Below are 16,635 nucleotides of genomic sequence, written 5' to 3'. Positions count from 1 at the left end.
GCCAAAGGGACAAGGGACCGGCGGCCACGGCAGTGCGTGCGATACACATTGTCTGCAGGGGGCGCCCCGCCGCGGCAAGCGAATAACCGGCGGGGACACTGGAGCAGCAAGTGCGCACACACCGTCGAGAGGAGCCCGACCGTGCAGCGGAAGGCCTACGCAACCGGCACCGCCGCCCTCCTCGCGGCGCTGCTGGCCGGCTGCACGAGCGGCTCCGGGGACGCCGGCCCCACGGACGACGCCAACCCGGGCGACACCGGCCGGCCGACCGCCGCCGCGCAGCCCGGCAAGTACCGCACGCTCCCCGAGCCCTGCGGCGCGGTCGGCCACGACGCCCTGGACACGCTGCTGCCCGGCATCCAGCGGATCACCGACCCCGTCCAGCGGGACCGGGCCTACCAGGGCGAGGCCGCGCTGACCTACGACACCGACCGCAAGGTGGGCTGCCGCTGGAAGGTCGACTCGGCCGACGTCACCGACCGGCTCTCCGTCGACTTCGAGCGCGTGGTGTCGTACGACAACACGGTCAGCGACGACGACCAGGCGCAGCGGCTGTTCCAGGAGAAGCAGGCCGCCGCCGACCTGCCCGCGCCGAGCGGTGTCACGGCACCGCCTACGACGCCCACGCCGACGGCGTCCGCGAAGGGCTCCCCGAGCGGCAGCGCGTCCCCGTCCGCGTCCGCGAAAAGCCCGTCCGCCAACTCCCCGTCGTCGTCGGCCGCTTCCGGCTCCGCCCCGGCCACGCCGTCCGGCTCCGCCGACGCCTCCGCCGAGCTCCAGCCCCGCACCCTGTCCGACCTCGGTGACGAGGCGTACCTGGACGACCAGCTGAGCACCTCCGGTCCGACCGTCGAACAGCGCACGGTGACTGTGGTGTTCCGCACGTCCAACGTCGTCGTCACGCTCCAGTACGAGGAGCAGCCGACGGCCATCGGAACGGTCCCGGACAGCAAGGAAATGCAGGACAGGGCCCGTGATCTGGCCGCCCGGCTGGACGACGCGCTCGGCGGCTGACCGCCCGGCCGGCCCCGCCGCCCGGCGCGCGGACGGAAACCGCACGGCTTCCGCACCGCGTACCGTGGCCCCGCAGGAACCCGCACGAACACCGAGCGTCATGAGTGAAGGAACCATGCAGCGAGCAGCCCAGCGAGACGACCGTGCCCAGCGACACCAGCGAGCCAAGCGCCTGCGCCGCGCGCTTGTCTGCGCGGCAGCCGTTCCCGCGGTCCTGATCACCGCCGGCTGCTCCTCGGACTCCGGCGACTCCAAGGCCAAGGCCGGCGAGAGCGCCGGCCGGACGGCGAGCGGCAGCACCAAGCCGTCCGCGAGCGCGTCGCCGACCGTGCGGCCCGCCGCGTACGCCAAGCTGCCCGACCCCTGCACCGTGCTGTCGGAGAAGACCCTGGGCGACCTGGTCCCCGAGGCGTCGACGTCGGGCAAGAAGGGCGGCACCGACGAGCCGTCGTCGCGTGCCTCCTGCGCCTGGGACAGCCTGGCCAACAACGGCGTGAAGGGCTCGCAGTTCCGCTGGCTGAACGTCTCCCTGCTGCGCTTCGACTCGGACGTCACGCGGGGCGCCGCCGACGAGCAGGCGCACGCGTACTTCAGCCGGCAGGTGAAGGACGCCCAGTCGGTGGACGGCGCGAAGGACACCAAGATGGTGCCGCTGTCCGGGACCGGCGCGGAGGCGGCGACGGTGCGCTACGAGCTGAAGAAGAAGGAGGGCCTCTTCAAGCAGCAGACGGTCGTCGCCCGGGTGGAGAACGTCGTGGTCACCCTGGACTACAACGGCGCCGGTCTCGCGGGCGAGAAGACGCCGGACGCCGATGACCTGACGAAGGACGCGGAGAAGGCGCTGAAGGAAGCCGTGGCGTCGGTGTCGAAGGCCAACGGCGCGTCGGCGGACCCGGGTTCGCAGCCGTCGGACTCCGCGTCCGGGACCCCCTCGCAGTCGGCCTCGCCGAGCGCGTCCGCGTCCGAGGCGGCGGCGAAGAAGGCCTGACCGTACGGGCGTAGCGGGTGACCGGTACCGCGTTCGCCGAACACGTGTGCCACGCTGTTGCGCGCAACAACACGCAACGGGAGGGGAGTACGAGTGGCCGCGTCACCGCAGCTGACTCGGATGCACCGCGTTCTCATCGGCGTGGTCGTGGCCGGTGCGCTGATCATCGCCGGCATCGGCTTCGCCGGTTCGTACGCGGCCGTCCGTGAGCTGGCCGTCAAGAAGGGCTTCGGGAACTTCTCCTATGTGTTCCCGGTGGGCATCGACGCGGGCATCTGTGTCCTCCTCGCCCTCGACCTGCTGCTGACCTGGATCCGGATCCCGTTCCCGCTGCTGCGCCAGACGGCGTGGCTGCTGACGGCGGCGACGATCGCGTTCAACGGCGCCGCCGCCTGGCCGGACCCGCTGGGCGTGGGCATGCACGCGGTGATCCCGGTGCTGTTCGTGGTGTCGGTCGAGGCGGCCCGGCACGCGGTCGGCCGCATCGCCGACATCACGGCGGACAAGCACATGGAGGGCGTCCGCCTCACCCGCTGGCTGCTCTCCCCGCTGCCGACGTTCCTGCTGTGGCGCCGCATGAAGCTGTGGGAGCTGCGCTCCTACGAGCAGGTCATCAAGCTGGAGCAGGAACGTCTCGTCTACCAGGCCCGGCTGCGTTCCCGCTTCGGCCGCGCCTGGCGCCGCAAGGCCCCGGTGGAGTCCCTGATGCCGCTGCGCCTGGCCCGCTACGGCGTCCCGCTCGCGGAGACGGCCCCGGCGGGCCTGGCCGCGGCGGGCATCGACCCGGTCCTGCTCCCGCCGGCCCCGCAGCCGCAGGCCCTCGCCCCCGCCGAGGCCGACCGCTCGCCCGCCACCGTCCCGGCCCAGCGGCAGCCGGCCCCCGCCGCCGGGCAGCCGCCCGCCGAGGTGCCCCCGGTGGACGAGCAGAGCCCCTGGTTCCAGGCCCCGCGCGAGGTCGAGTACCACGGCGGCTACGACCCCACCTACGACCCGATGCTCCAGGAACCCCAGTACGCCCCCGAGGAGCAGTACGAGGGCTGGTACGAGGAGCAGGCCCCGGAGGACTTCCAGCAGCCCTCCCCGGAGGAGACGGGCAGCTTCCCGATCCCGCCGGCCCGCACCCGCGAACCCGGCGAGCGCGGCGGCAGCCCGGAGTCGAACCCGACGGAGGAGGACCTCTACGAGCTCTTCCGCAAGTTGAGCGGCGACGTCCCCGCCGCCCTGCCCCAGTTCGCCGAGGCGGTCGAGGCGACGTACGGCATCGCGCTCACCCCACGCGACGCGGAGCGCATGGCCAACCGCTTCACCGACCGCCTCAACGCGGAACGGAAAGAGGACCACATCGCGTGACGGAAAAGGGGCCCTCTTCTCCCGGAAGAGGGCCCCTTTTCCCGTACGGCTTACTCCCCGAGCAGCGTCCGCACCCGCTCCTGCCCCACGGCCAGCAGCAGGGTGGGCAGGCGGGGGCCGGTGTCGCGGCCGACGAGCAGGTGGTACAGCAGGGCGAAGAACGTCCGCTGGGCCGTCTTGATCTCCGGCGGCAGCTCCTTCGGCGTGGCGTCGGCGGAGAACCCGGCCTGCACCTTCGGCACGCCGTACACGAGGTGGGTCAGCCCGTCGAGGGACCAGTGGTCGGCGAGCCCGTCCAGCAGCAGCCGCACGGACTGCCGGGACGCCTCGTCCAGGGACTTCAGCAGCTCGGCGTCGGGCTCCTCGCGCACGATGGTCCGCTGGTCGGCGGGCACGTACGTGTTGATCCACGCCTCGGCCCGGTCGTAGCGCGGGCGCGCCTCGTCCAGCGAGGCCAGCGGCTGCTCCGGGTCCAGCTCGGACAGGATCCGCAGCGCCTGGTCCGCGTGACCGGCGGTGATGTCCGCAACGGACGCCAGCGTGCGGTACGGCAGCGGGCGGGGCGTCTTCGGCAGCTCACCGGCGGCGGTGCCGACGGCGCGGGTGTAGGCGGCGACGTCGGCCGGCAGCGCGGAGCCGTCGGCGACCTTCGCGGCCAGCTTGTCCCACTCGTCGTAGAGCCGCTGGATCTCCTGGTCGAAGGCGATCTTGAAGGACTGGTTCGGCTTGCGGCGGGCGTACAGCCAGCGCAGCAGCTGCGGCTCCATGATCTTCAGCGCGTCCGACGGGGTGGGCACGCCACCGCGCGAGGACGACATCTTCGCCATGCCGGAGATGCCCACGAACGCGTACATGGGCCCGATCGGCTGCTCGCCACCGAAGATCGGCACGATCTGCCCGCCGACCTGGAAGCTGGAGCCGGGCGAGGAGTGGTCCACACCGCTGGGCTCGAAGATCACGCCCTCGTACGCCCAGCGCATCGGCCAGTCGACCTTCCACACCAGCTTGCCCCGGTCGAACTCGCTGAGCCGGACCGTCTCGGCGAAGCCGCAGGCGGTGCAGGTGTACGACAGCTCGGTGGTGTCGTCGTCGTAGGAGGTGACCGTCGTCAGGTCCTTGCCACAGCCGCCGCAGTACGGCTTGTACGGGAAGTACCCGGCGGAGCCGGAGCTGCCGTCGTCCTCGGACGCGGCGCCGGAGCCCTCCTCGGCCTCCAGCTCGGCCTCGTCCACCGCCTTCTGCTGCTGCTTCTTCGGCGCCTTCTTCGTCCGGTACTGGGCGAGGATCGCGTCGATGTCGTGCCGGTGCCTCATGGCGTGCAGGATCTGCTCGCGGTAGGCGCCGGAGGTGTACTGCTCGGTCTGGCTGATCCCGTCGAACTCCACGCCGAGCTGGGCCAGCGCCTCGACCATGGCGGCCTTGAAGTGCTCGGCCCAGTTCGGGTACGACGAGCCCTTCGGCGCCGGGACCGAGGTCAGCGGCTTGCCGATGTGCTCCGCCCAGCTCTCGTCCACACCGGGGACACCGGCCGGGACCTTGCGGTAGCGGTCGTAGTCGTCCCAGGAGATCAGGTGCCGGACCTCGCGGCCACGGCGGCGGATCTCGTCGGCGACCAGGTGCGGGGTCATGACCTCGCGGAGGTTGCCGAGGTGGATCGGACCCGAGGGGGAGAGTCCGGACGCGACGACGACCGGTTTGCCCGGGGCCCGACGCTCCGACTCCTCGATGACCTCATCCGCGAAACGGGAGACCCAGTCGGTGGTCTCGGTGCTCTGAGCCACGATCGGCACGTCCTTCTTTCTGAACGGGGTGAGCCTCCATTCTCACAGACCGCCCGTCGACCGGGAAAACGGCTTTACCCCCCATGGGATACTGGGTGGGTCTATCCATCCACGAGGAGAACGGCACCCACACCCATGGCCTCGGTCACGTCCCTCAGCGACAACGTCCAGCAGCACCTCGCGTCCGCCCTCGCGGCCACCCTGCCCGAGGCCGCCGGCGCGGACCCGCTGCTGCGACGAAGCGACCGGGCCGACTTCCAGGCCAACGGCATCCTGGCCCTGGCCAAGAAGGCGAAGGCGAACCCCCGGGAGCTGGCGACCGAGGTCGTCGGCCGGGTGGTGACGGGTGACGTGATCAAGGACGTCGAGGTCTCCGGCCCCGGCTTCCTCAACATCACGCTCGCGGACAAGGCGATCACCGAGAACCTGGCCGCGCGGTACGCGGACGACACGGGCCGCCTCGGCGTGCCCACCGCCGCCGACCCCGGCACGACGGTGATCGACTACGCCCAGCCGAACGTGGCGAAGGAGATGCACGTCGGCCACCTGCGCTCCGCGGTGATCGGCGACTCGGTCGTCCAGCTGCTGGAGTTCACCGGCGAGAACGTGATCCGCCGCCACCACATCGGCGACTGGGGCACCCAGTTCGGCATGCTCATCCAGTACCTGGACGAGCACCCGCACGAGCTGGACCACGAGGCCGACCGGGTGACCGGCGAGGAGGCGATGTCGAACCTCGACCGCCTCTACAAGGCCGCGCGCAAGCTGTTCGACTCCGACGAGGAGTTCAAGACGCGCGCCCGCCGCCGGGTGGTGGACCTCCAAGCCGGCGACCCGCACACGCTCGCCATGTGGCAGAAGTTCGTGGACGAGTCGAAGATCTACTTCTTCTCCGTCTTCGAGAAGCTGGACATGGAGATCCGGGACGCGGACATCGTCGGCGAGTCCGGTTACAACGACATGCTCGCGGAGACCTGCCGCCTGCTGGAGGAGTCGGGCGTCGCGGTCCGCTCCGAGGGCGCGCTCTGCGTGTTCTTCGACGACATCAAGGGCCCGGACGGCAACCCGGTCCCGCTGATCGTGCAGAAGTCGGACGGCGGCTACGGCTACGCGGCCACCGACCTGTCCGCGATCCGCGACCGCGTCTTCAACCTCAAGGCGAACACCCTGCTGTACGTGGTGGACGCCCGGCAGGCCCTGCACTTCCGGATGGTCTTCGAGACCGCGCGCCGGGCCGGCTGGCTGGGCGACGACGTCACGGCGGTCCAGCTCGCCTTCGGCACGGTCCTCGGCAAGGACGGCAAGCCGTTCAAGACCCGTGCGGGCGAGACGGTCCGCCTGGTCGACCTGCTGGACGAGGCGATCGACCGGGCGTCGGCCGTGGTCCGGGAGAAGGCACAGGACCTGTCCGAGGAGGAGATCGCCGAGCGGGGCGCCCAGGTGGGCATCGGCGCGGTGAAGTACGCGGACCTGTCGACGTCGGCGAACCGGGACTACAAGTTCGACCTGGACCAGATGGTCTCGCTGAACGGCGACACGTCCGTCTACCTCCAGTACGCCTACGCCCGTATCCAGTCCATCCTCCGCAAGGCCGGCGAGGTCCGCCCGGCGCCCCACCCCGAGCTGCCCCTGGCGGACGCGGAGCGCGCCCTCGGCCTGCACCTGGACTCCTTCGCGGAGACGGTCCGCGAGGCGGCCGCGGAGTACGCCCCGCACAAGCTGGCGGCGTACCTGTACCAGCTGGCCTCGCTGTTCACGACGTTCTACGACAAGTGCCCGGTGCTGCGCGCCGAGACGCCGGAGCAGGTGGAGAACCGCCTCTTCCTCTCCGACCTCACGGCCCGCACCCTCCACCAGGGCATGACCCTGATGGGCATCCGCACCCCCGAGAAGCTCTGACGCCCGGCCCTCGGGGTCCGGGGGAGACCCTGAGGGCATGCTCTTCGACATCGATCACGAGAAGCTGGTCGGCGAGGCCGAGGTGTCCCTGCTGCCCGAATCGACGGCGGCACGATACGGCTTCGCCGGCGAGACTCTCGACTTCCTCGTCCGCACCGGAATCCCGAGCGCCGAGGACTTCGAGTTCTCGTTCGGCCTGCCCGCCGAGTTCGACGCGAGGTTCGTCTGGGACTGCGCCTTGCCGGGTGGAGTGCGGAGGGTCGTGAAGATCGGGAATCTGCCGGTCAACGCGGTCGTGGTGGACCCGGACACCGGGATCGTGTACCAGTACACCGACGCCACCCGACAGGCGATCCCGATCCATGGTGACGTCTCCTCATTGGTGAAGACCATGGTCTCCTTCCTCGGATACATCTCGTCCTACAGCCGGGGCGAGCACGAGGACGAGGACGAGGAGTACGCCCGCCGGAAGCGTGAAGTCGCCGCGTTGCTGGACGGGATCCGCCGGATCGATCCCCTTCCCTTCGCCCACGAACACAGCGAATGGGTGGAACTGTTCGACAACCTCGAAGGCGGCGTCTTCACCTAGGCGGACGTGTCCTGGCCGACGGATCTCAAGAGCTCGCGGGTCCGGTGGATGAGGGCCTCGCGGACCGAGTCGGGGGACAGGACCTGTAGGGGCGTGGCCAGGCCGAGGAGGTAGTGGGCCAGGCCCTCCGGGGTCGGGCCTCCTATCTCGACCACGGTCGCTTCCCCGCCGTCGGGGTAGTGGGTGCCGATGGTCGGGGGGATCAGGCGTTGAGCCTCCCGCAGGGGGAGCGGGAGGCGGATCCTCGCCGACAGGGGGTACGGGCCGTTCGCTGTGTTGTGGGACACCAACTGCGCCGGGTCCGGGGGGTCCGTGATCTCAACCTGCTCCCCGGTTGGGTTCACGTGCTCCACCCGGTCCGCCCGGAACGTCCGCCACCCCCGGACCACGTCCCGCGCCACGAAGTACCAGCGCCTGCCGGTGTGCACCAGCCGGTACGGGTCGACGTCCCGGACCGTGCCCCTGCCCTTCCCGTCGCGGTACGACAGCCGCACCCGCTCCCCGCGCCGGCACGCCGCCGCCAGCTCCAGCAGCATCCCCGGCCGCAACCGCGCCTCCTCCGGCCACGGCAGCCGTACGAGCGCCTGGTCCCACTCCCCCAGCCGCCCGGCCACCCCCGCCGGAAGCACCTGCCGCAGCTTCAGCAGCGCCGACAGCGCGGCCTGGTCCCCGCCGAGGACCCCGCCGAACGCCACCTCCCGCAGGCCGACCGCCACGGCCAGCGCCTCCTCGTCGTCCAGGATCAGCGGCGGCACCCGGGAGCCGGCCCGCAACCGGTAACCACCCCACGGCCCGACCTCGGAATCGACGCTGTACCCCAGCTCCCGCAGCTTCGCGACGTCCCGCCGCACCGTGCGGTCCGTGACCCCCATCCGCTCGGCCAGCTCGCCGCACGTCCACGAGGGCCGGGCGGCGAGCAACGACAGCAGACGCAGCAGACGGGCGGACGCGCTCAGCACGGGCGGAAGTTTTTCATACCGCCCGCCCCAACCAGGACCGAACCTGTCCGGGTCACGCCCTACCGTCCTCCCCATGAGCACGGAAACCACGTCCGCACCCGCCTTCCGCTGCGTCGCCGTCACCTTCGACTGCGCCGACCCCGCCGAACTCGCCCGCTTCTACGGCGACATGTTCGGCCTCGCCGTCACCTTCTCCACCGACGACTTCGTCTACCTCGGCGGTGACAACGGCACGCCCGGCCTCGGCTTCACCCGCGTCCCCGACTACCGCCGCCCCACCTGGCCCGACCCCGCCCAGGGGAAGCAGGCCCACATCGAAGTGGGCGTCGACGACCTGGACACCGCCGAGGCGCACCTCCTCACCCGGGGCGCGGTCAAGCCGGACGACCAACCTCAGCCGGAACGGTGGCGGGTCCTTCTCGACCCCGCCGGGCACCCGTTCTGCATCACGACCCTGGCCTGACGCCGCGCCCTCCTCACGGCACGGCGAACTCGCACCACACGATCTTTCCCGGCGTGCGCTCCCCGACGCCCCACTTGTCGCTGAGCGCCGCCACCAGCAGCAGGCCCCTGCCTCCCTCGCTCTCCGGCCCGCCCGGCTCGTCCGGGACGCGAGGGATGCCGGGGCCGCTGTCGTGCACCTCCGCGCGGATCAGCTCGCCGTCGTACCGCAGGCGGAGCAGGAAGCCCCGGCCCCTCGGTACGCCGTGCAGCAGGGCGTTCGTGGCCAGCTCGCTCACGCACAGCGACAGGTCGTGGGACCGGTCCCAGGAATCCAGCCCCCACCACTTCAGCGACCGCTCGGTGAGCTGCCTGGCCGCCGGGACCGAGCGGCGACTGCGGACGTAGAACTGGTCGCGGTGGCAGGGGAGTTCAATGTGCTCGTTCACGGGACGAATGTGGCGCAGCGTAACGACTCTGGTTCAGCGCGTAGTCCCGTACAAGGTTTTTGTACGGGTTGCTGCGGGGTGGTGCACCGGTCGGCGTGGGGAGTTCAGCAGGCATGACGCCTACACGGAGGAAGAACCAGTCGGCCATGAAGATGCTGGGCCGTCAACTGGCCGCGGCTCGACGCGCGAAGGGGTTGAGTCAGCCTGGTCTGGCCGCGGCGCTCAACATCCACGAGGAGACGGTGGCCAGCATCGAGCAGGGCCGACGGGTGCTGAAGCTGGACATGGCCGAGCTGTTCGACGAGTTCCTGGAGACCAAGGGGATGCTGGCGGCGGGGGTGGCCAACCTGCCGGAGGTGGATCAGTTTCCGTTGTGGGCGGAGGAGTACATGGATCAGGAGAAGGTCGCCATCTCGCTGTCCTGGTACGACAACGCCGTCATCCCGGGTCTGCTCCAGAGTGAAGCGTACGCTCGCGCCGTCCTGCGGAACCGAGTCCCGGCGTACGAGGACGAGGAGCTGGAGAAGGCCCTACGACTGCGGCTCGACCGTCAGGAGATCCTGCACCGCAAGAACCCGCCGACGCTGAGCTTTGTGGTGTGGGAGCCGGCGCTACTGGTCAACGTCGGTACCCGTGAGGTTCACAAGGACCAGTTGCGCTTCTTGCGCGAGGCAGCCGAACTCCCCTGTGTCTCACTCCAAGTGCTGTCGCTGGACAGTCCCGACCATGCTGGCTTGGACGGGCCGTTCGCGCTGTTCGAAACTCCGGATCATCAGCACCTCGCCTACACCGAATCGCAACGCGGCAGCCAATGGGTTTCTGACCCGGAGGAGGTTTCCCGCCTGGCGCGCAAGTATGCGATGCTGCGGACACAGGCCCTGACCACTCATCGTTCGATGGACCTGCTCGACAGCCTGCTAGGAGAGCAATGAGCGCCGAAGCCCTTCAGTGGTTCAAGTCGACCTACAGCGGCAGCGAGGGCGGCCAGTGCCTCGAAGTCGCCCTCACGTGGCACAAGTCGAGCTACAGCGGCAGCGAAGGCGGCGCCTGCCTCGAAGTGGCCGTGTCTCCCGGGGCGGTGCACATCCGGGACTCCAAGGAAAACCCCTCCCAGGACCGTACCCTCCGCATCAGCCCTGTCACTTGGAATGCCTTCACCTCTTCTCTCAAGTGACCGACGTCTACTAGGAGTAGCGATGAGCGCCGAAGTCCTTCAGTGGTTCAAGTCGAGCTACAGCAGCAGCGAGGGCGGTGCTTGTCTGGAGGCCGCCGTTTCCTGGCAGAAGTCCAGTTACAGCGGAAGCAACGGCGGCGAGTGCCTTGAAGTGGCCGTGTCTCCTGGCGCCGTGCACATCAGGGACTCCAAGGAAGCCCCCTCCCAGGACCGAACCCTGTGCATCAGCCCTGGCACGTGGGACGCCTTCACCTCCTCCCTCAAGTGACCGTTGGGCCGCTCGCTTCTTGGTCAGTGTCGTGCTTCCACGGGCCGCCTCAAGGGCGCTGCGCGTCGGCTGCGCCGATGGGCCTGCGGCCCACCCTTGACCCGGCCCGCTCCAGCACGAGGTAGAAGCGAGCGAGCGGCCCGGAAGGACAGTGGCCCAGCCCGGCACCGGGCCCCAGGCGAGCCGACCAGGCCCCGTCGGTGAGGGGCGCACCCACGTCTCGCCAGCACGCCGGGCCGGTCCGGCGGCCTGCGGGTGATCCTGGCTCCCCCTGCCACCCCTCCTTCTGCACCACTCATTCCAAAACAAACCTCCCCACGTTCCGGCGCCCCCCGCCTCCCACCGGGCCGCAAGCCGCTAAGCCCACCCGGCGTGCAGGCGAGACGCCAGCGCGCATCCCCGACCCACGATGCGAACGCAGCCCACCGCAGGGCCCAACCAGGTCCAGCCGGCCACTTTCTCCGGGCCGCCCGCTCGCTTCTCCCCCGTGCTGGAGTGAGGTGTGTCAAGGGTGGGCCGCAGGCCCATCGGCGCAGCCGACGCGCAAGCGCCCTTGACTCAGCTCACGGAAGCACGACACTCACCGAGAAGCGGGCGGCCCCACGGCAACCGTGACAACCCCGGCCCAGCTCAACGCCGTTGTCAGTGCCTGCCCCTACAGTCAGCGGCATGGCGACTCTTCCCAACCCGCTGCCCAAACTGGCCACCGACCCCAGTGGGCGTTCCCTGGGGCTCCAACTGCCGCCCGGCAGGCTGGTCGACGCGACGGACGACGGGCCTTGGCACCAACCCCTGCTGTGGCACGCGGAAAAGCCCTCCTCGCCCGGCACCTGGAAGGCCCTGGGCGCGCCGGCGGCCCGTACGGGGCTGCTGCCCGTCCTCGTGGACCTGGCCGGCTGCCGGGTCGGCGTCGACGACTGGGGGCTGCTGCCGGGCGACGCCTCGTACCCGGGGGATCACCTCGTCGAGGACGTGCTCTCGGAGTACTGGGAGGAGGAGACCGACGGGCAGGACAGCGGTGAGATCGAGCCGTTCGGTGCCGAGTGGCCGGGGCTCGCCTCCCCCGGCGTGCCGAACGCCGATCCCGACACCCGCGCCGCCACGGTCGCCGACGCCCTGCACCGGGATCCGGCGCGATGGTCGGAGTGGATAGAGGAACCGCACCTGGCCCTCGTCCCGGCCCGCCGGTCCGCCGACATACCCGCCGCCATCGGCTGGACCGGTGCCCTGAACTACGACCACGACGTGGCCCGCGTCTGCGCCGTCCTGCGGTCCTGGGAGGACCGGTTCGGCATCCGGATCGTGGCGCTCGGGCTGGACGCCCTCGTGGTGTCCGTCGCCGCCCCGCCCGGCACGCTCGCCGACGCCGAGGTCCTCGCCGCCGAGCACTACGCCCTGTGCCCGCACGCCGTCGTCCAGAGTGGTCCGGGAAGCGTGCGGGCGTACGCCGAAACGCTGCTCGGCGCCACCAGCTGGGCCTTCTGGTGGGACTGAGTCACTCGAACTCCGACGCCGGCTTCCACTTCTGACCGCCCAGCGGGAACGCGTACGCCGGCCGGCTGTTGTTCCCGCTGGTGCGGAACGGGTGGCCGGCGTCATCGATCAGCAGCGTGCCGTGGCGGCCACCGCTGGACCACGTCAACTCCAGGTACCAGCTGACGTCGTACGCCGACGCGTCCGCCATGACGTAGAAGACCTCCGGGTCCGACTGGCTCACCTTGAAGGGGAAGTTGTCGCCCCCGGCCTCCGGTACGGGTGACGGGCGCATCGCGTCCAGGGAGACCGTGAAGGAATGCGTCGGCACGCCACCGCCGCAACCGACCCCCGGATAGCCCATGGCGTAGTCGTTCCAGGCGAGCGGCGAACGCTTGCCCGCCACGCGGACCGACAGCCGCTCCAGGACGACCGTCTGGCTTCCGGTGCCCTGCACGGTGAAGGTGATGAACTGCTCCCCCGCCGACACCGCCTTGTTGACGGCTACCCACGCGGGCGCCTGCGGCTCCGTCGGCGGCGGGCCCACGGCGGTCGGCGGCCGGTCGATCAGGTAGTGCTGCGAGCAGGGACTCAGCCAGCTGTAGGGGTTGGTGTTGACCGTCAACGGCACGGCTTGTGACGCCTCTTGGCGTGCGGTGGCCGACGGCTTCCCCGTGGGCTTCCCGTCGGTGGTGTCGGGGGCCAGGTCCCGCGCCTCGGCGGAGGCAGAGGCGGAGGGGGAGGTGGAAGCCGAACGGGTGGCCGAAGGGCTCGGGCTCCCGGACTTCGGCGGCCGATAGGTGGTGCTGCCCTGGACGAGCGCGGAACCGGCACTGGCCGTCGTGGCCTTCGCGTCGTCCCGCCCCTTGCCCTCGTCCGACGGCCGGTTCAGGGCGAACACCGTGCCGCCGACGATCAGCGCGGTGACCGTGACGGCCGCCAGGAGGGCCGTGCGGCGACCGCCGGCGATCAGGGACCGGCCCCGACGCCACCGGCCGGCCTGTGGGGGTTCGGGTGCCGCCACCGGTGCCGCCGAAGCCGGAGCCGGAGCTGGGTCCGGGGCCGGGTCCGGTCCGGCAGCCGCCTCCGGCTCCTGGGCCGCCTGAGCCACCGGTTCCGAAACCGCCTGAGCCACCACCTTCGGGGCCGCCTGAGCCACCGGTTCCGGAACCGCCTGAGCCACCACCTCCGGGGCCGCCTCAGCCACCGGTTCCGGGGCCGCCTCCGGTACCTGCTCCGCCGCCGGTACTACGACCGGCTCCGCTCCCTTCCGTCCCCGGCCCGCGTCCGCCAGGACCCACCGGCGGTGCAGCTCCACCAGTTCCCCGGGCGTGGCCTTGCAGAGCCGGGCGAGCCGCTCCACGGGGGCGTAGTCCGTCGGCACGGCGTCCCCGTTGCAGTAGCGGTGGAGCGTCGACGTACTCATGTGGAGCCGCTTCGCGAGCGTGCCGTAGCTGTGCCCGGAGCGGTTCTTCAATTCCCGCAGCAGCTCGGCGAAACCGCTTTCGGGGATGCCCTCCGACACCGTTCCTCCAGTCCCCCTCGTCCCACCCCGGCGTTCCAGGGAGGTGTTGTTTCCGCAGGTCAAAGCCGGTTCCGGCGTTCCAGCATCCCGGATTGACGGCCAACGCTGGCCGTCGGGACGAGTCCGCCCACAGGCTGTTGGTCATCCAAGCACGACAACCGGCCCAGCCCGAAAGAGGACTTGCCATGCGTATGCGCCACATTCGTCTGATCGCCGCTACCGGAACCGCCGTGGCCGCCCTCGCCCTCACCGCGTGCGACAACGGCACGGGCACCGAGGACGAGGGCGCCGCCCGCCCGAAGGCGACGGTGGCGGCGGCGGAGACGAACGTCTCGAAGTCGCCTGAGAGCAGCACCCCGGCGAAGGACACCACCGGCACCGGCACCGACACCGACAGCGGCGCCACCGAGGCATCCCCCGTGTCCCGTACCGACGCGCCCGGCTCCAAGCCCGCCGCTTCCGCCGGCCGGAAGGGGCAGAGCGCCACACGGTCCGTGGTGCTGTGCAACGGCACGAACACGTCCGTCACCGCCCAGCTGCTCAGCCGGCCCCTGAACCACATGCTGCTGACGGTGAAGAACACCGGCGGCAAGACCTGCGACCTGCCGTACTACCCGGTCCTGCGCTTCGACCAGATGCAGTGGGTGCCGCAGGCCGACGAGAGCACCCAGCCGCAGTCCGTGGTGTCGCTGGCACCCGGCCAGTCGGCGTACGCGGGTGTGCTGCTGTCGGCCGCCGACGGCAGCGGCACCGGCGGGATGGCCGCGCACAAGCTGACGGTGGGCTTCCAGGGGATGACCCCGAACAGCGACGGCGGCCCGTCCGCGACGCCGGCCCTGCCCGCCAAGGGCGTCTACTACGACAGCACGCTCAAGGTGACGTACTGGCGGTCGGACCTGGACGCCATCTCCAACTGGTGAACGGCAACGCCTTCATCCACATATCACCTCTAAGGGCGGTTTGCCGCATTCGGGGGCATGGCCCGGGAAAGGCTCCCGGCGCATGCCCCCGGAGAGCCTCGGCCGCCGGCGTCGCACGGCGCCACGGCCCCGGTCTCCGCAACCCGCTGGATGAAAGGCGACCCCTTCATGGCTTTCGCGTTCCGCAAGTCCCTCGGCGTCCTCGCTCTCGCGCTGGCGGCAGCCGCCCTCCCGTCGGCCGCCGCCACGGCCGCCGCGCCGGGCTCCAGCACCTCCGCGATCGGCAACTACTGCCTGTCCAACACCTGGGGGACACCGGAAGTCCGCACCAGGGTGTGCGCCGACGAACCCGGACAACGCTGGAGGATCGTCGGCGACCACGTCGTGCTGGCCGCCGACCCCCACTACTGCCTGTCCAACACGTGGGGGACGCCCGAGGTCCGCACCAGGGTGTGCGCCGACGAACCCGGACAGCGGTGGAAGCTCGTCGGCGACCACTTCTTGCTGGCCGCCGACCCCAACTACTCCCTCTCCAACACCTGGGGGACACCGGAGGTCCGCACCAGGGTGTCCGCCACCGAACCCGGACAGCGCTGGGCCGTACTGGGTGACCACATCACCCTGACCGACGCCTAGACCGCGACCGAGCCCCCCGTGGGTTCGCCGGCCCGCCGGCGCGGCGAACCCACGGGGTCACGGAACTAGCGGAGCTTCTGGGCCACCTCGGTGGCCCAGTAGGTGAGGATGTTCCGGGCGCCGGCCCGCTTGATGCCGGTCAGGGTCTCGAAGATGGCCCGGTCCCGCTCCACCCAGCCCTTCTCGGCGGCGGCCTCGATCATCGCGTACTCGCCGGAGATCTGGTACGCGGCCACCGGCACGTCCACGGCGTCCGCGACCCGGGCGAGGATGTCGAGGTAGGGGCCGGCCGGCTTGACCATCACCATGTCGGCGCCCTCGGCGAGGTCCAGCTCCAGCTCGCGCAGGGACTCCCGCCAGTTGGCCGGGTCCTGCTGATAGGTCTTGCGGTCGCCCTGCAACGACGAGGCGACGGCCTCGCGGAAGGGGCCGTAGAACGCCGAGGAGTACTTGGCGGTGTAGGCGAGGATCGCCACGTCCTCGCGGCCGATCTGGTCGAGCGCGTCGCGGATGACGCCGATCTGGCCGTCCATCATCCCGCTGGGGCCCACGACATGGGCGCCGGCGTCTGCCTGGACCTGCGCCATCTCGGCGTACCGCTCCAGGGTGGCGTCGTTGTCGACCCGGCCCTCGGCGTCCAGCACCCCGCAGTGTCCGTGGTCGGTGAACTCGTCCAGGCACAGGTCGGACATCACGAGCAGGTCGTCGCCGACCTCGGCGCGCACGTCCCTGAGGGCGACCTGGAGGATCCCGTCCGGGTCGGTGCCGACGGTGCCCCGGGCGTCCTTCTTCGACTCCTCCGGCACGCCGAACAGCATGATCCCGGAGATCCCGGCCTCCACCGCCTCCAGCGCGGCCTTCTTCAGGCTGTCCCGGGTGTGCTGCACGACCCCGGGCATGGAGCCGATCGGCACCGGCTCGCTCACGCCCTCCCGGACGAACGCCGGGAGGATGAGGTCGGCGGGGTGCAGCCGTGTCTCGGCGACCATCCGCCGCATGACGGGCGAGGTCCGCAGCCGCCGGGGACGCGTACCGGGAAAGGATCCGTACTTCGTCATGCCATCTACGCTACGCCCGCCCCACCCATGCCTTTGCCGACGCCGAGTCGGCCCGGAAACGAGACGGCCGGGGGCCGGCGGGACGTGCCCGCCGGCCCCCGGCCGTGCTTG

17 protein-coding genes are annotated in these 16,635 nt (G+C 70.9%); 12 read left to right on the top strand and 5 right to left on the bottom strand.

Annotated elements, in window-relative coordinates; all coding sequences use genetic code 11:
• Positions 1-141 precede the first annotated feature (141 nt).
• From HB370_RS23170 to HB370_RS23160, 3 genes are all read left to right on the top strand, one after another.
• Positions 142-1,014 carry a hypothetical protein gene (locus HB370_RS23170; RefSeq protein WP_030794612.1) on the top strand — a complete coding sequence of 291 codons (873 nt, stop codon included), beginning with the start codon at positions 142-144 and terminating at the stop codon, positions 1,012-1,014.
• 100 nt (positions 1,015-1,114) lie between these two features.
• Positions 1,115-2,002, top strand: a complete 888-nt coding sequence (locus tag HB370_RS23165) for a DUF3558 family protein (RefSeq protein WP_030794610.1) — start codon at positions 1,115-1,117, stop codon at positions 2,000-2,002.
• Positions 2,003-2,122: 120 nt separating this feature from the next.
• Positions 2,123-3,352 (top strand): DUF2637 domain-containing protein, encoded by a 1,230-nt coding sequence (locus HB370_RS23160; RefSeq protein WP_030794609.1) that lies wholly within the window; start codon positions 2,123-2,125, stop codon positions 3,350-3,352.
• A gap of 50 nt (positions 3,353-3,402) precedes the next feature.
• Here the strand turns inward: HB370_RS23160 and lysS are convergent, their stop codons facing one another.
• Positions 3,403-5,142 carry a lysine--tRNA ligase gene (gene lysS, locus HB370_RS23155; protein ID WP_030794606.1) on the bottom strand — a complete coding sequence of 580 codons (1,740 nt, stop codon included), beginning with the start codon at positions 5,140-5,142 and terminating at the stop codon, positions 3,403-3,405.
• A 126-nt stretch (positions 5,143-5,268) separates the two neighbouring features.
• Between lysS and argS the strand changes: the two genes are divergently transcribed.
• Together argS and HB370_RS23145 are read left to right on the top strand one after the other, a co-directional pair.
• Positions 5,269-7,032 (top strand): arginine--tRNA ligase, encoded by a 1,764-nt coding sequence (gene argS / locus HB370_RS23150; RefSeq protein WP_030794604.1) that lies wholly within the window; start codon positions 5,269-5,271, stop codon positions 7,030-7,032.
• Positions 7,033-7,069: 37 nt separating this feature from the next.
• A complete protein-coding gene (locus HB370_RS23145; protein ID WP_030794601.1) occupies positions 7,070-7,621 on the top strand; it encodes an SUKH-4 family immunity protein in 552 nt (183 codons plus the stop codon).
• Here HB370_RS23145 and HB370_RS23140 read toward each other — a convergent pair.
• The gene (locus HB370_RS23140) at positions 7,618-8,580 is read right to left on the bottom strand and encodes a YafY family protein (RefSeq protein ID WP_030794598.1); all 963 of its coding nucleotides are present in this window, start codon (positions 8,578-8,580) and stop codon (positions 7,618-7,620) included. The genes HB370_RS23145 and HB370_RS23140 overlap by 4 nt on opposite strands.
• 73 nt (positions 8,581-8,653) lie before the next feature.
• Here HB370_RS23140 and HB370_RS23135 point away from each other — a divergent pair, with 73 nt between their 5' ends.
• A complete protein-coding gene (locus HB370_RS23135; RefSeq protein WP_030794596.1) occupies positions 8,654-9,043 on the top strand; it encodes a VOC family protein in 390 nt (129 codons plus the stop codon).
• A 13-nt stretch (positions 9,044-9,056) separates the two neighbouring features.
• Here the strand turns inward: HB370_RS23135 and HB370_RS23130 are convergent, their stop codons facing one another.
• On the bottom strand, positions 9,057-9,470 hold the full coding sequence (locus HB370_RS23130; RefSeq protein WP_030794594.1) for an ATP-binding protein: 414 nt from the start codon (positions 9,468-9,470) through the stop codon (positions 9,057-9,059).
• 146 nt (positions 9,471-9,616) lie between these two features.
• Here HB370_RS23130 and HB370_RS23125 point away from each other — a divergent pair, with 146 nt between their 5' ends.
• From HB370_RS23125 to HB370_RS23110, 4 genes are all read left to right on the top strand, one after another.
• Positions 9,617-10,402: a helix-turn-helix transcriptional regulator gene (locus tag HB370_RS23125; RefSeq protein WP_078637855.1), complete on the top strand. Its 786-nt coding sequence runs from the start codon at positions 9,617-9,619 to the stop codon at positions 10,400-10,402.
• Entirely contained in the window at positions 10,399-10,644 is a 246-nt protein-coding gene (locus HB370_RS23120) for a DUF397 domain-containing protein (protein WP_030794588.1), read from the top strand. The genes HB370_RS23125 and HB370_RS23120 overlap by 4 nt, the downstream gene beginning before the upstream one ends.
• Positions 10,645-10,666: 22 nt before the next feature.
• Positions 10,667-10,912 carry a DUF397 domain-containing protein gene (locus HB370_RS23115; protein ID WP_030794583.1) on the top strand — a complete coding sequence of 82 codons (246 nt, stop codon included), beginning with the start codon at positions 10,667-10,669 and terminating at the stop codon, positions 10,910-10,912.
• Between the two features lie 669 nt (positions 10,913-11,581).
• Complete coding sequence (locus HB370_RS23110) at positions 11,582-12,406, top strand: DUF4253 domain-containing protein (protein ID WP_030794580.1); 825 nt, start codon at positions 11,582-11,584, stop codon at positions 12,404-12,406.
• Position 12,407: 1 nt separating this feature from the next.
• On the opposite strand, the gene HB370_RS23105 is transcribed toward HB370_RS23110, so the two are convergent.
• Entirely contained in the window at positions 12,408-13,910 is a 1,503-nt protein-coding gene (locus HB370_RS23105) for a helix-turn-helix domain-containing protein (RefSeq protein ID WP_030794577.1), read from the bottom strand.
• Between the two features lie 191 nt (positions 13,911-14,101).
• Here HB370_RS23105 and HB370_RS23100 point away from each other — a divergent pair, with 191 nt between their 5' ends.
• Together HB370_RS23100 and HB370_RS23095 are read left to right on the top strand one after the other, a co-directional pair.
• Positions 14,102-14,830, top strand: a complete 729-nt coding sequence (locus tag HB370_RS23100) for a DUF4232 domain-containing protein (protein ID WP_037703401.1) — start codon at positions 14,102-14,104, stop codon at positions 14,828-14,830.
• A 168-nt stretch (positions 14,831-14,998) separates the two neighbouring features.
• Entirely contained in the window at positions 14,999-15,466 is a 468-nt protein-coding gene (locus HB370_RS23095; protein ID WP_030794571.1) for an RICIN domain-containing protein, read from the top strand.
• A 65-nt stretch (positions 15,467-15,531) separates the two neighbouring features.
• Here the strand turns inward: HB370_RS23095 and hemB are convergent, their stop codons facing one another.
• Positions 15,532-16,524, bottom strand: coding sequence for a porphobilinogen synthase (gene hemB / locus HB370_RS23090; protein WP_030794568.1), 993 nt, complete (start codon positions 16,522-16,524; stop codon positions 15,532-15,534).
• Positions 16,525-16,635: the final 111 nt, after the last annotated feature.

Origin of the sequence: Streptomyces sp. DSM 40868 (assembly GCF_011820545.1) — a bacterium.
In the GTDB taxonomy this organism is placed as follows: domain Bacteria; phylum Actinomycetota; class Actinomycetes; order Streptomycetales; family Streptomycetaceae; genus Streptomyces; species Streptomyces eurythermus.
The sequence above is the reverse complement of the archived record's forward strand: the minus strand, read 5'-3'. Positions and strand labels throughout refer to the sequence as shown.